The sequence below is a fragment of the Pseudomonas sp. Sample_14 genome, assembly GCF_004307515.1.
Classification (GTDB): Bacteria; Pseudomonadota; Gammaproteobacteria; order Pseudomonadales; family Pseudomonadaceae; genus Aquipseudomonas; species Aquipseudomonas atacamensis.
Genome location: NZ_RCOC01000067.1, coordinates 22,934 through 36,620 on the forward strand (window position 1 = coordinate 22,934; position 13,687 = coordinate 36,620).

A 13,687-nucleotide genomic window follows, 5' to 3' on the forward strand; every position below is an offset into this window, starting at 1 on the left:
TTCACAGTTGAGGGTTCACTATCGGTTACGAACTGTGGCTAAAATGCCACCCTTTCACCGAGCGCCCGGAAACGGCGCGGGCCAAGGACGCGCCCTGTGCATCAAGACCGCTGCATAAGACGCTGGGCCTCAGGTCGCCACGCGCGCAGTTTGTTCACTTTTGACGTGTGACCCTTTTCCGTGAAACTCATCATTGCCGCTGTTTATGCCATCTCCATTGCTTACGTTCACTTGCGTGGGCGCGTGCGCCACAAACTGGGGCGGCAATTGAGTGACCACTCGACGTTCCTCGCGCCGATCAACTGCTTCCTCTATCTGTTTTCCAGGATGCCGAACAAGCCGTATCTGAACCCGGCAGACTTTCCCGATCTGAGCCCGTTGCAGGCGCATTGGGAAGAGATTCGCGAGGAAGGCCAGAATCTGTTGCGTGCCGGCGAGATCAAGCGCTCGAATCAGTATGACGATGTCGGCTTCAATTCTTTCTTCAAGACTGGCTGGAAGCGCTTTTATCTGAAGTGGTACGGCGACAGCCATCCATCGGCGATGAAGCTGTGCCCGCGCACCACCGAACTGGTGCAAAGCATCGGCTCGATCAAAGCGGCGATGTTTGCCGAGCTGCCACCGGGCTCGAAACTGGTGCGCCATCGCGATCCGTATGCGGGTTCCTACCGTTATCACCTGGGCCTGGATACGCCGAACGATCCTGACTGCTACATCAACGTCGACGGCGAGAACTATCACTGGCGCGATGGCGAAGCGGTGATGTTCGACGAGACGTTTATTCATTACGCCGAAAACACCACGGACCAGAATCGCATCATTCTGTTCTGTGACATTGAGCGGCCGCTGAAATACCGCTGGGCCGCCGCGTTCAACCGCTGGTTCAGCCGCACCGTGATGTCAGCGGCAGGCGCGCCGAATGATGCGGGGGACAAGACTGGTGGCATCAACCGCTTGTTTACCAAGATCTACAAGATCCGTTTGCGCGGCAAAGAGCTGAAGAAGCGCAACCGTACGCGGTATTACCTCGAGAAATGGGCGATTTTTGCGGCACTGCTGGCGATCTTTATTCTGATCTGAAGATTTAAGGTGTCAGTACCGGGCTCTTCGCGAGCAGGCTCGCTCCCACAATTTGGAATGCGTACCCCTGTGGGAGCGAGCCTGCTCGCGAAGGCGGTTTCACTTCCAACATACCTCTATCTGGCCCAACGCTTACTCCCCAGACGCCTTCCGAGCCTTCTTCGCCGGCGCCGCCTTACTGGTTGATTTGGCTTTGGACTTGGCCGGTGCCTTGCCACCGAGGCTGCGTTTAAGCAGTTCGGTCAAGTCGATAACATCGGCAGTCTTGCGTTCTTCCTCGCCAGTGGCGGTCTCGACGTCCTCGATCTTGCCTTCGTGGGCTTTCTTCTCGACCAGCGCCATGATCTTGTCTTCGAACTCGTCCTTGTAGTCCTCAGGCGACCACTCTGAGGTCATGTCTTCAACCAGACGTTTGGCCATGTCCAGCTCGCCCTTGGCCAGTTGCGGCTTGGTCACTTCGCTGCCCAGCGCCAGTTCATCAAGGCTGCGCACTTCCTGCGGCCAGCGCAGTTTGACCAGAACCAGCGCCGACTCCAGCGGCATCAACGCAGCCAGGTATTGACGGGTATGCAGGACAACGCGGGCGAGGGCGACCTTGTTGGTTTTGCTCAGGGTTTCGCGCAGCAACGCGTAGACCTTGCCGCCGCGCTTGTCTGGCGCCAAATAGTAGGGCGTATCGATGTTCTGCAGCGGAATCTGTTCGGCGTCGACGAACGAAAAAATGTCGATGGTCTGCGTGGAAACCGGGTGCGCCGAGCGGATTTCTTCCTCGCTGAGCACCACATATCGGCCCTTTTCGTAGGCCACGCCTTTGACGATGTTCTCTTTGGTGACTTCCTTGCCGGTGACCTTGTTGATGCGTTTATAGCCCACTGGGTCCATGCTGCGGCTGTCGAGCCAATCGAAGTCCACGCCTTGGGACGACGTCGCTGAAACCAGCGCCACGGGGATGTGTACCAGTCCAAAACTGATTGCGCCTTTCCAGATTGCCCGAGCCATGACCTGTCCTCCGAGTGATGATCAGGTGACCCGTGGCGCGGTGAGAAAGTTTCCAGTGATTGCGCGGCGTCCAGCGGTACGGTCAAGCCGTGTTACATGTTGTTTAAGGCGCGAGGGTTAACAAATCCGAACCCACGGCGTAGCGTGGGCTCCAAGGCTCTAGTCCACGCACATCGAGAGGTATTTCCCATGAACCGGTTTCTGATTGGCATCGCCGTCCTCGCCCTCAGTGGTGGCCTGGTTCATGCCGATGTCGTGCTGGCGCAAAGCCCTACCGGCAACAGCAACAATCCCTACAACAGCCCGATCCGCCGGGCCAATCCCAACAGCATGCAGGGCACCCAGCCCAGCGCTCCGCCCCTTCGCGGGCCGAACACCGTTCCCGTGCCACGTCAGCCGACCGTTGAAAATCGCGGCATCGGCAATGGCCAGCCAATTCGCTCGGTGCCGAGCAATCCGCCAACCTTCATTCCCAACCCGCCCCCACGGGGCACCGGCAGCAACCGTTGAACGGCAGGACTGATGTTCTGTCAGCCTTTCACACGAACAAAAGGAATCGTGCATGTTGCTTAAAACCCTACTAGCCACCTGCTGCGCCGCCGCGCTGATCAGTGCCCCGGCATTCGCCGCCGCGCCCAAGGAGCTGAAAAGCGAACAGGGCATTCTTGAAGTCACCACCATTGCCCAAGGCCTGGAACATCCGTGGGCGCTGGCATTTCTGCCTGATCAGAAGGGCATGCTGGTGACTGAACGCCCGGGTCATCTGCGCGTCGTCAGCAAGGACGGCAAACTGTCGGAGCCGATCAGTGGCGTGCCGCAGGTCTGGGCCAAAGGGCAGGGCGGTTTGCTTGATGTGGCGCTGTCGCCGGACTTCAAGCAGGACCGCATGGTCTACCTGTCGTACGCAGAAGGCGGCGGTGAGGGCGGCAAGGCTGGTACGGCGGTAGGGCGCGGACGGCTTTCCGATGACCTGAAGACGTTGAAGGACTTCAACGTGATCTTCCGTCAGGAACCGAAACTCTCAGTGAGCAACCACTTCGGTTCGCGGCTGGTGTTCGACCGCGACGGGTATCTGTTCATCACCCTCGGTGAAAACAACGATCGGCCGACTGCGCAGGATCTCGACAAGTTGCAAGGCAAAGTCGTACGCATCTTCCCGGATGGCAAGGTGCCGGACGATAACCCTTTCGTCGGCCAATCCGGTGTCAGGCCTGAAATCTGGTCCTATGGCCTGCGCAACCCGCAGGGCGCGGCGCTCAATCCGTGGACCGGCACGCTGTGGGAGAACGAACACGGGCCACGTGGGGGCGATGAAGTGAACATCATCGAGCGCGGCAAAAACTACGGCTGGCCGTTGGCGACCCATGGCATCAATTACTCGATGCAGCCGATTCCAGAGGCCAAGGGCAAAACTGCTGAAGGCACCGTGGCGCCGCATCATGTCTGGGAAAAATCCCCCGGGGTTACCGGCATGGCGTTCTACGACGCCGATCGCTTCACCCCGTGGCAGCACAACGCGTTTATCGGCGCACTGGTGTCCCAGGAGCTGATTCGACTGCAGTTCGATGGCGACAAGGTCGTGCATGAAGAGCGTCTGCTGGGTGAGTTGAACAAGCGGATACGCGATGTGCGCCAAGGGCCGGATGGCTATCTGTATGTGCTGACGGATGAAGAGAATGGCTCGCTGTACAGGCTGGGGCTGAAATAAGCCAATCGATCGTTCCCACGCTCTGCGTGGGAATGCAGCCCGGGACGCTCTGCGTCCCAAAAGATCGCAGCCTTCGGCTGCTCCCCAATGAGCCGCGCCAGTCAGTCCCGCATTTGGCCGAACCGCCGCCCCGTTGCCTTGTTATAGTTCGGGCCTTATTTCCCAGCCCGGTAAAGGATCACTGCCATGACTCAATACTCCGCCTTCAGCGTCGAACTGGTCGATAACATCGCGCATGTGCAGATCAATCGCCCGGAAAAGATCAACGCGATGAACGCGGCGTTCTGGAGCGAGATTGTCGAGATCTTCCAATGGATCGACGATACCGACGAAGTCCGCGTGGTAGTCCTCAGCGGTAACGGCAAGCATTTTTCTTCCGGCATCGACCTGATGATGCTTGCCGGCGTCGCCAATGAGCTGGGCAAGGACGTGGGCCGCAATGCGCGCCTGCTGCGGCGCAAGATCCTCAATCTGCAAGCCTCGTTCAACGCCGTCGACAACTGCCGCAAACCGGTACTCGCTGCGATTCAGGGCTATTGCCTGGGCGGGGCGATCGATCTGATCTCGGCTTGTGATATGCGTTATGCCGCCGAGGACGCGCAATTTTCCATCAAGGAAATTGACATCGGCATGGCCGCTGACGTCGGTACGCTGCAACGGTTGCCGCGAATCATCGGAGACGGCATGCTGCGTGAACTGGCTTACACCGGTCGCACCTTTGGCGCCGAGGAAGCGCGCAGCATGGGCCTGGTCAATCGCGTCTACAGCGACAAGGACACGCTGCTCGAAGGCGTGTTCGGCATTGCCCGCGACATCGCGGCGAAGTCGCCGATTGCCGTGACCGGCACCAAGGAAATGATCAGCTACATGCGCGACCATCGCATCGACGATGGTCTCGAATACGTTGCCACCTGGAACGCCGCCATGCTGCAATCCACCGATCTGCGCGTGGCCATGGCCGCCCACATGAGCAAACAGAAACCCGAATTTCTGGATTAAGTTAACCATGACCTCTCGCTGGACCACTGCAGTACTCGACACCGATCAACCCGGCGGCTGGGCCGTAGCGCGCAGCCCGGAAGGCTTTCTGTTCGATGACAACGGCGCGCTGTTCCCGCGCGAATGGCTCAAGCGCCAGGACCTTTCAGTCCTCGCCGAGCATGGGATTGGTCATCTGGATGGCGAGCCGGTGTATCTGCTCGAGTTGCGCAGCGTCAGCGAAGTGCCCGGATGCGGCTGGAAAGGCTTACGAGCGTTCATGCTCGAAGGCGATCACACGCTGTACAAAGTGCTCGGTTATGCCGCACAGATCGGCACTTGGGCTCGCGAGCATCGCTTCTGCGGCAACTGTGGCCAGCCGATGACACAAGTACCGCGTGAACGAGCGATGTATTGCCAGCCGTGCGAGCTGCGCAGTTATCCGCGCATTTCACCGAGCATGATCGTGCTGATCACCCGTGGCGACGAAATCCTTCTGGCGCGCTCGCCGCGTTTCGTCACCGGGGTTTACAGCACGCTGGCCGGCTTCGCCGAGCCGGGGGAATCGGCCGAGGAGTGCCTGATTCGCGAAGTTCGCGAGGAAGTGCAGATTGAAGTGAAGAACATCCAGTACATCGGCAGCCAGTGCTGGCCGTTCCCGCATTCGATGATGCTCGGCTTCCATGCCGAATATGCCGGTGGCGAAATTGTCTGTCAGGAAGACGAGATCGAAGACGCCCAGTGGTTCAACGTGCATGACCTGCCGCCGTTGCCGGCATCGCGTTCGATTGCCCGTTATCTGATCGACGTCTATGTGGCGCGGCGCTTAGGCCACGCTGAACCAGTGTTGCCAGGCTAAGCGCACAGTCAGCCCGAGCACGACGGTGATGAACACTGGACGAATGAATTTGGCGCCGCCGCTGATCGCGGTGCGCGCGCCAAAGAAAGCCCCGACCATCACCGACAGGCCCATGCACAAGCCAATGATCCAGTCGACTTGTCCGGAGAAGATGAACACCGACAGCGCCGCGATGTTGCTGACAAAGTTCATGCTTCGCGCCACGCCGCTGGCCTTGACCAGATCGATCGGGTACAGCAGCAGACTGCTGACTGTCCAGAACGCGCCCGTGCCGGGGCCGGCCACGCCATCGTAGAAGCCGAGGCTGAAGCCTTGGGTCGATTGCCATTTCTTTTTGATCGGCGCGTCGCTGTCCAGCGGCGCTTTCGGCGTGCCGCCAAACAGCAAATACAGGCCACAGGCGAAAACGATCACCGGCAGCATCTTGTTCAGCCATTCGGCCGGCAGGTAATGCGCAACCACCGCGCCAGTCAGCGCGCCGACCAAGGTGCCGACAATGGCGTGGGTCCACTGACGTGGGTGGAACAGTTTGCGCTTGTAGAAGGTGAAGCTGGCGGTCGCCGAACCGAAGGTCGAGCTCAGCTTGTTGGTGCCCAGCACCAGATGCGGCGGCAGGCCCGCCGTCAGCAGCGCTGGCGTGGTCAACAGACCGCCACCGCCAGCGATGGCATCGATGAAACCGGCAAGGAAAGCAACAGCAGCCAGAATGGCCAGGGTGGTGAGGTCAACGCTGAGTTCGAAAGGCATGGAGTCGGCTTATTCGGCAAGGCGCAGAACGTGGGCTGCGGGGAGGGCGGTTATGTTACCTGTATCGAACTGTTGCGGCGAGCCAGAGCATGCCGTCGTCAATTACAGTGTGGAATACATTCCTGTGTAGGAGCTGCCGAAGGCTGCGATCTTCCGGGACGCAGAGCGTTCCGGCTGCTGCGCATGGGAACGATCAAATCAAGATCAAAAGATCGCAGCCTTCGGCAGCTCCTACACAGGGGTGGGTTGGCTTTAGAGACCGAGTTCACTCAGCCCCGGATGATCATCCGGCCGGCGGCCCAGCGGCCAGTGGAATTTGCGCTCGCTTTCCTTGATCGGCATGTCGTTGATGCAGGCATAGCGCTGGAACATCAGGCCGTTGTCATCGAACTCCCAGTTCTCGTTACCGTACGAGCGGAACCAGTTGCCCGAATCGTCGTGCCATTCATAGGCGTAACGCACCGCGATACGCGTATCGGAGTAAGCCCAGAGTTCTTTGATCAAGCGATAATCGAGTTCCTTCGCCCATTTGCGCGTCAGAAACGCCTTGGCCTCTTCGCGGTTGTTGGCGAACTCGGCGCGATTGCGCCACTTGGTATCGAGGGTGTAAGCGAGCGACACCTTCTCCGGATCGCGGCTGTTCCAGCCATCCTCGGCCAGACGCACCTTCTCGATCGCTGACGCATGGTTGAATGGCGGCAATGGCGGACGTACCTGGGCTGCAGTCGACATGTTCAATCTCCTGATTCATTTGATGTATGAACAACAAGTCCGGCTTATTAAGAGTTACAGGCCCAATAACTTTCGCGCCATGCATTGCGCATTATCGGCGGCACTGTGATCACCCATCACAAGCGCTACGGTAATGGCGCCTTCAATCAGGATCAGCAACTGCCTGGCCAATAGTTGCGGATCCTCGGCACCATATTCGGTACACAGCTTGCTCACGTAGTCGAGCAGCTTCTGTTTATGTTCTTTGGCCACCAGCCGCACCGGATCCTGCGGATCACCGGTTTCGCCGCTAGTGTTGATAAAGGCACAGCCGCGAAAGCCTTCCGAGTCGAACCAGCCCTTGAGCACGGTAAACAGGTTGAGCAGGCGATCAACCGGGGTTTCGGCCTGATCGACAGCATGTGTGAACCAGTGCATCCAGCGAACATCGCGTCGCTGAAGCGCTGCGACAACCAGTGCGTCCTTGTCGGCAAAGTAACGGTAAATGCTTTTTCTGGAGACGCCGGCGGTCTTCACCAGAAGATCCATGCTGGTGGCAGCGATGCCACTTTTGTAGATCAACTTTTCGGTGACATCCAGAATGATGTCGCGTGTCTCATTGCTGATTGATTCGTTCATGTGGCGAACAGTAGAACGAGTGTTCTCCTTGGTCAAGCAAATTTCTTCAGCGTGTGTGAAAACGCTTTCGCGAGCAGGCTCGCTCCCACAGGGAAATGCATTTCAACGGTGGGAGCGAGCCTGCTCGCGAAGGGGCCATTACGGACACTGACAAGACCCGGCGCAGACGATGGTGTAAGCTCTCAAACTCTTCGGAATCGAACCTTGCGAGCCTTATGCCGTTGCTTTTCAAACGTTCTCTGCTGCCTAAACTGCGCAGCTTCGCGCTGACCGCCGAGGCGGTGAGCATTCTGTCCAGTGCTGCCGAATTCCGACGCTGCCTGCTCGAGCAAATCGCCGCAGCGACCCAGCGCATCTACATCGTCGCGCTGTATTTGCAGCAGGACGAAGCCGGTCAGGAAATCCTCGATGCCCTGCACGCGGCCAAGCTCAAGCGTCCCGAGCTGGAAATCGCCGTGGTGGTCGACTGGTTGCGCGCCCAGCGCGGTTTGATTGGCGCCGGTAAGCAGCCGGGCAACGCCGCCTGGTATCAGGACATGACCCGCACGCACCAGAGCGAAGTACCGATCTACGGCGTGCCGGTGCAGACCCGCGAGCTGTTCGGCGTGCTGCACCTCAAAGGCTTCGTGATTGACGACAAGGTGGTCTACAGCGGCGCCAGCCTCAACAACGTCTATCTGCACAAACTTGACAAGTACCGTTTCGACCGTTACCACGTGCTGCACAGTCGCGAGCTGGCGGATTCGATGCATCACCTGGTCAAGCATGGCCTGATCGAATCGAAAGCCGTGCACCGTCTCGACCTGCCCAACCTGCCGACTACCCGCAGCCTGCGCAACGACATCGGCGACCTGCGCAGCCGTCTCAAATACGCGACTTACGACACCGGCGCCGGCAGCACCAGCCGAGAAGGTCTGTCGGTCACGCCACTGCTCGGCGTCGGCAAGAACAACCCGCTGAACCGGGCGATTCTCGAACTGATCGCCAGCGCGCAAAAGCAGCTGACCATCTGTACGCCATACTTCAACCTGCCACTGGGCGTGATCCGTGAGATCAACCGCGCGCTGGCCCGTGGCGTGAAGATCGATATCGTGGTCGGCGACAAGACTGCCAACGATTTCTACATTCCGCCGAGCGAGCCGTTCAAGGTGATCGCCGCGCTGCCGTATCTGTACGAGATCAGCCTGCGCCGCTTCGCCAAACGCCATCAGCACAGCATCGACAGCGGCCAATTGAACCTGCACTTGTGGCGCGACGGTGACAACACCTATCACCTCAAAGGCATGTGGATCGATCAGCGCTACACCTTGCTGACCGGCAACAACCTCAATCCGCGCGCGTTCCGCCTGGATCTGGAAAACGCGCTGCTGATCGAAGACCCGAAAGGCGAATGGCTGGAGCCACGGGCGAAAGAGCTGGAAAACATCTTCCGCCATACCACGCGGATCGACAGTTTCCAGACCCTGGAGACACTGCCAGATTACCCGGCAGGGGTTGCGAAGTTTCTCAAGCGGGTGAGTCGGGTGAGGATTGAGCGGTTGCTCTACCGGATTCTCTAGCGCTGCTGAAATCGCTATCGCGGGCAAGCCCGCTCCCACAGTGTTCGATGTCGTTCACAAAGCCTGTGCACACCTAGATACCTGTGGGAGCGGGCTTGCCCGCGATGAGGCGCTGAAGATTTAATTCAGACCCAACTTCCCGCGCATCATCGAAAGATCCTCCGCCAGCGTATTCACCGGCCCGACCAGCGCTTTGCGGTCGTTGTCCTTGACCTTGTCATAGGTCTCAAACCCGCCATCCGCAGTCTTGTACTTGGCCAGAATCCTGTCGACCGTGGCGAAGTTCTTGTCGACCTTCGCTACGAACGTCTTGTCCTGCTGTTCGATCTGCGGGCGGAACAGATCGACGATCTTCTTCGCGCCGTCGATATTGCCCTGGAAGTCATACAGATCGGTGTGGCTGTAGCGGTCTTCCTCGCCGGAAATCTTCGTCGCCGCCACTTCTTCCAACAGCGCAGCAGCGCCGCCAACGACTTTCTCCGGCGGGAAGGTCAGACCGGCCACACGGGTTTGCAGATCCTGCACGTCTTTGTTCAAACCGTCGGCCAATGCGTCCAGGCCTTGGGTGGATTTCTCCGCGAACAACGAATATTCGATCCGGTGAAAGCCAGTGAAGTCCTCGGCCTTTACGCCTTTTTCGTGATCGTCGACACGCGAGTCGATGGACGCATCGAGATCGCTGAACAGCTCGGCAATCGGCTCGATCGACTCGTAATACACCCGCGTCGGCGCGTAGAGCTTCTGCGCGGTGGCCAAGTCGCCTTTCTTCACTGCGTCGGTGAACTGCTGGGTGTGGCTGGCCAGTTCATCGAGCTTTTCGGTGACGTAAATCTTGTAGTCCGACACCGGTCCCACCAGATCCAGCGGTGCAGTCGCGGCAAACGCCGCCAGCGGGGTGTTGAGCAAACCAAGGGTCAGCAATAACGCGAGTGGCGTCTTTTTCATGGGGCGGCTCCAGTGTCGGTTGGGTGTCATGCGGTTTTGTTTTGAGAGGTCGCAGCGAGTAACGAGCGACCGATGAAATCGTCATCGCCGGTCACGCCGGGCAGGGTGAAGAAGTAACCGCCGCCGACCGGTTTGAGATATTCCTCAAGCGGCTCGCCATTGAGTCGGGTTTGCACGGTGATAAAGCCTTTTTCCAGATCGGCCTGATAGCAGATGAACAGCAGGCCCATGTCGAGCTGGCCGTTCTTGTTGACGCCGTTGGAGTAGTTGAACGGCCGGCGCAGGATCAGATTGGCCTGGGTCGCGGCGGTGCGCGGGTTGGCCAGACGAATGTGCGCGTCGAGCCTGGTCAGCTTGCCGGCCGGGTCTTTGCTGTAATCCGGCACTTCGCTTTCCTTGTGGCCGCCGATGGGCGCGCCGCTGCTCTTGACCCGGCCGAGAATGCTTTCCTGTTCCTGCAACGGCGTGCGATCCCAGCGCTCGACGAAGTTGCGGATGATGCGCACCGCTTGATAACTGCCGTGGGCAGCCCAGGCCGGTTCGTCACTGTCCGGTTGTACCCAGACAATCCGCTCCATGGCCTTGGCGTCGTTGGAATCGGGGTTGGCCGAGCCATCGCGAAAACCGAGAAAGTTGCGCGCCGACTGCGCCGGTACACCGGGTTTGGCCGGGGCTTGCGGCGGGACGCTGCCTTCCTGTTTCCAGCGCACCAGCAACAGATCAGGAAGATTCTTGACGATGTCGCGCAGGGCGTGAATGTTGGTGTCGGCGGTGTTGGCGCAGAACTGCAGACTGAGGTCGCCATGGCAGCAATCGGCGTCCAGCGCATCATTGGGAAAGCCGACCATGCGTTGCAGACGCCTGGGCTTTGCCGCCGCCAGACCGAAGCGCTCGTCGAACAGCGAATCGCCGACGGAAACGGTGATGGTCAGGTTGTCCGGGGTGACCACCGGGCCGAGGATGCCGGAGTCCAGCGGTGGCAGTTTCGGGTCGACCTGCGCGACCGGGCCGCCCTTCATCAAAAACGCGATGCGTTCGTTGAGGGTGCGGAACAGCCGCTCGAGGTCTTCGCGATCGCTGGCCAGCACATCGAACGCCACCAGCATCCCGGAGGCCGGGCGCGGGGTGACGATGCCGGCCTGGTGCAGACCGTGGAAATCGTGGCGGTCTTCGGTCTTGTCGCTGCTGGGTGCTTCGGTGACTTGTGCAGGCTGCGCGGCCATGGCCGGGCAGCTCAGCGCCGATCCGGCAAGGGCGACACCGGCGGCGCCCATGCCCATCAGCACGCGACGTCGTTGCAGGTTGAGAGGTTCTGAATCGTTCATCTGTCGTGGTCTTCTGCTTACAGGCCGGAAAGGCCGAGGGCGGGGTCGATGCCATCCATTGCCGCGGCCAGAGCCTTGGCTTTGGCGGCGATCTGCTGGCGTTGCGCGGCGGTCACGGCGTCGTAACTGACGTAGCCATCGGCGGATTTGAACGCGTTGAGCTGGTTGTCGAAGTCACTCATGGCCTGGTCGACATTCGCCAACACGTCAGCGGCGGATTTGCTCAGCATCGGCCGCAGCAGGTCGACGACCTTGCGCGCAGTCTGCGTGTTGGCGGCGAAACCGTTGAGATCGCTGTGGCTGTAGCGTTCCTCTTCGCCGCTGCCGGCGCGCACATCGGCGAGGCTGTTGAGGTTGCGCACGAGGATGCTGACCAATTGCTCCGGCGGCAGCGACTGCGCGAGCAACTGTTGCTTGAGGACGGTGACGTCAGCGAGCAAGCGCTGGGCAATCGGCGCGACATCGTCGAGTTTGCGTTGCTGGAACAGCGCGTATTCGAGGCGATGGAAACCGACAAAGGCCGGATCCTGCTCGCGCTTTTCGAAATAATCGGCGCGGGCATTGATTCGATTGTCGAGCTCGGCCAGGCGCTGCGCCGCCGGCGCCAGGCGCTGATAAGCGGCACGCGCCGGCAGGTACAACGCTTGCGCCTGCGCCAGATCACCACTGGCGATCGCCTGGTTCAGCGCCGTCGCCGCTTTGATCAACGCGCTGCCCTGAACGGCCAGATACACGCGAAATTCCGACAGCGGCCCGACGAACGCCACCATCGAGGGCTTGGCCTTGGCGGCGGCATCGGAAGCGGCCGTCGGTGTGACGTGCAAGGTGCCGCGCGGGTTGCTGAGCAAGCCGCAGGTGATCGCATAGTCGCCCGGTTGCAGGTTGGCGTTGATCACTTGGCTCAGGCCCGGCGCGATGTTTTCCCGCTCTTCGACCACCAGCACGCCGTCGAGAATTTCCCACTCGACCGCACGCTCGGAGCGGTTGACGATGCGGAAACTGGCGCGGCCGGCCGGCACCGTCAGGGCATTCGGCTCGCAACTGTGCGGGTGGATGTTGACGACGATTTCGTCATGGTTGTGCTGACGCTTGGCGGCGGCCATGTTCGAGGCGTACCAGAACAGCCCGCCGGCGGCGATCATCAGCAGCACCGAGCCGGCCAGCGCCCAACGCAGGGCCGGAGGGGTTTGGGTAGTAGACATGAAGGGCCTTATTGGCTGGAAACGGAAGTGGTTGGCGTCGCCTGGCGAGGCGCGGGCATGAAGAACATCACCAGTGCCAGCAGCAGATAAATCAGGTACGCGCCCAAGGTGCTGACGGTCGGCGCATCCTGATAACCGAACATGCCGGCCAGCACCGAGCCCAGCGGGCCGTCCATCGGCAGCGTCGCGCTGAAGTCGAACAACACCGTTTGCAGGTGATTCCACAGCCCGGCTTCATGCAGCGCCTGCACCGAGTTGGCGAGAATCCCGGCGGCGACCACGAGGATGAACAATCCGGTCCACTTGAAGAACGCCGAGAGATTGAGGCGCATGCTGCCGCTGTAGATCAGGAAACCGACAATCACCGCCAGAATCAGGCCGAGCAGGGCGCCAATCGGCGCGCCCGGGCCTTCGCTTTGCTGGAACACGGCGAGCAGGAAGAACACCGTCTCCAGGCCTTCGCGAGCGACGGCGAAGAAAACCATGGCGATCAATGCAATCACTTGATGCCTGGATTGCGTCAGCGCTTGATCCAGTGAGGCTTGCAGCGAGTGCTTGATCGACCGCGCGACCTTGCGCATCCAGAACACCATCGAACTGAGAATGCCCACGGCGACCAGACCGACCACGCCTTCGAACAACTCCTGCTGCTTTTGCGGGAATTCAGCGCTGACCAGCTCCAGACCACCACCGACCAGCAGGGCAAGGGCGGCGGCGAGGAAGACGCCGATCCATACCGCTGGCATCCATTGGCCACGGCCGGTCTGCTGCAAATAACTGGCAATGATGCCGACGATGAGCGCGGCCTCGATGCCTTCGCGCAACATGATCAAAAAGGGAACGAGCATTGGCTAGCCACAGCGATTTAGATAGGAGGCTAAGTTGTAACATAATGACACTCATTCCCAAATGGCATTCATTGACATTTAGCTGAA

The 13,687-nt window shown here is 59.9% G+C and carries 14 protein-coding genes; 6 read left to right on the plus strand and 8 right to left on the minus strand.

What is annotated here, in order from left to right; genetic code table 11:
- The first annotated feature begins 180 nt into the window (after positions 1-180).
- Entirely contained in the window at positions 181-1,080 is a 900-nt protein-coding gene (lpxO, locus tag D8U61_RS15650; protein WP_130927244.1) for a lipid A hydroxylase LpxO, read from the plus strand.
- A 132-nt stretch (positions 1,081-1,212) separates the two neighbouring features.
- Here lpxO and D8U61_RS15655 read toward each other — a convergent pair whose 3' ends face one another.
- On the minus strand, positions 1,213-2,079 hold the full coding sequence (locus D8U61_RS15655; RefSeq protein WP_024012935.1) for a Ku protein: 867 nt from the start codon (positions 2,077-2,079) through the stop codon (positions 1,213-1,215).
- A gap of 189 nt (positions 2,080-2,268) precedes the next feature.
- Here D8U61_RS15655 and D8U61_RS15660 point away from each other — a divergent pair, with 189 nt between their 5' ends.
- The 4 genes from D8U61_RS15660 (at position 2,269) to nudC (ending at position 5,624) form a co-directional block, all read left to right on the plus strand.
- A complete protein-coding gene (locus D8U61_RS15660; protein WP_041480395.1) occupies positions 2,269-2,589 on the plus strand; it encodes a hypothetical protein in 321 nt (106 codons plus the stop codon).
- Between the two features lie 52 nt (positions 2,590-2,641).
- Positions 2,642-3,787: a PQQ-dependent sugar dehydrogenase gene (locus D8U61_RS15665; RefSeq protein ID WP_130927245.1), complete on the plus strand. Its 1,146-nt coding sequence runs from the start codon at positions 2,642-2,644 to the stop codon at positions 3,785-3,787.
- 186 nt (positions 3,788-3,973) lie between these two features.
- Positions 3,974-4,786: a crotonase/enoyl-CoA hydratase family protein gene (locus tag D8U61_RS15670; protein WP_130927246.1), complete on the plus strand. Its 813-nt coding sequence runs from the start codon at positions 3,974-3,976 to the stop codon at positions 4,784-4,786.
- Between the two features lie 7 nt (positions 4,787-4,793).
- Positions 4,794-5,624 (plus strand): NAD(+) diphosphatase, encoded by an 831-nt coding sequence (nudC, locus tag D8U61_RS15675; RefSeq protein ID WP_122507332.1) that lies wholly within the window; start codon positions 4,794-4,796, stop codon positions 5,622-5,624.
- On the opposite strand, the gene D8U61_RS15680 is transcribed toward nudC, so the two are convergent.
- The 3 genes from D8U61_RS15680 to D8U61_RS15690 form a co-directional block, all read right to left on the minus strand.
- Positions 5,592-6,371: a TSUP family transporter gene (locus tag D8U61_RS15680; protein WP_016774706.1), complete on the minus strand. Its 780-nt coding sequence runs from the start codon at positions 6,369-6,371 to the stop codon at positions 5,592-5,594. The genes nudC and D8U61_RS15680 overlap by 33 nt on opposite strands.
- 252 nt (positions 6,372-6,623) lie before the next feature.
- Positions 6,624-7,103 carry a nuclear transport factor 2 family protein gene (locus tag D8U61_RS15685; RefSeq protein WP_016774707.1) on the minus strand — a complete coding sequence of 160 codons (480 nt, stop codon included), beginning with the start codon at positions 7,101-7,103 and terminating at the stop codon, positions 6,624-6,626.
- 54 nt (positions 7,104-7,157) lie between these two features.
- The gene (locus D8U61_RS15690) at positions 7,158-7,721 is read right to left on the minus strand and encodes a TetR family transcriptional regulator (RefSeq protein ID WP_130927297.1); all 564 of its coding nucleotides are present in this window, start codon (positions 7,719-7,721) and stop codon (positions 7,158-7,160) included.
- 215 nt (positions 7,722-7,936) lie between these two features.
- On the opposite strand from D8U61_RS15690, the gene pssA reads away from it, so the two are divergent.
- Positions 7,937-9,280 (plus strand): CDP-diacylglycerol--serine O-phosphatidyltransferase, encoded by a 1,344-nt coding sequence (pssA, locus tag D8U61_RS15700; protein WP_123442500.1) that lies wholly within the window; start codon positions 7,937-7,939, stop codon positions 9,278-9,280.
- A 120-nt stretch (positions 9,281-9,400) separates the two neighbouring features.
- On the opposite strand, the gene efeO (D8U61_RS15705) is transcribed toward pssA, so the two are convergent.
- From efeO (D8U61_RS15705) to efeU, 4 genes are read right to left on the minus strand one after another with little or no spacing between them, the layout of a single operon-like run.
- Positions 9,401-10,225, minus strand: a complete 825-nt coding sequence (gene efeO, locus D8U61_RS15705) for an iron uptake system protein EfeO (RefSeq protein ID WP_130901520.1) — start codon at positions 10,223-10,225, stop codon at positions 9,401-9,403.
- A 26-nt stretch (positions 10,226-10,251) separates the two neighbouring features.
- On the minus strand, positions 10,252-11,550 hold the full coding sequence (gene efeB / locus D8U61_RS15710; protein WP_130927248.1) for an iron uptake transporter deferrochelatase/peroxidase subunit: 1,299 nt from the start codon (positions 11,548-11,550) through the stop codon (positions 10,252-10,254).
- A gap of 17 nt (positions 11,551-11,567) precedes the next feature.
- A complete protein-coding gene (gene efeO / locus D8U61_RS15715; protein WP_130927249.1) occupies positions 11,568-12,752 on the minus strand; it encodes an iron uptake system protein EfeO in 1,185 nt (394 codons plus the stop codon).
- 8 nt (positions 12,753-12,760) lie between these two features.
- Positions 12,761-13,600, minus strand: a complete 840-nt coding sequence (gene efeU / locus D8U61_RS15720) for an iron uptake transporter permease EfeU (protein WP_041480384.1) — start codon at positions 13,598-13,600, stop codon at positions 12,761-12,763.
- Between the last annotated feature and the right edge of the window lie 87 nt (positions 13,601-13,687).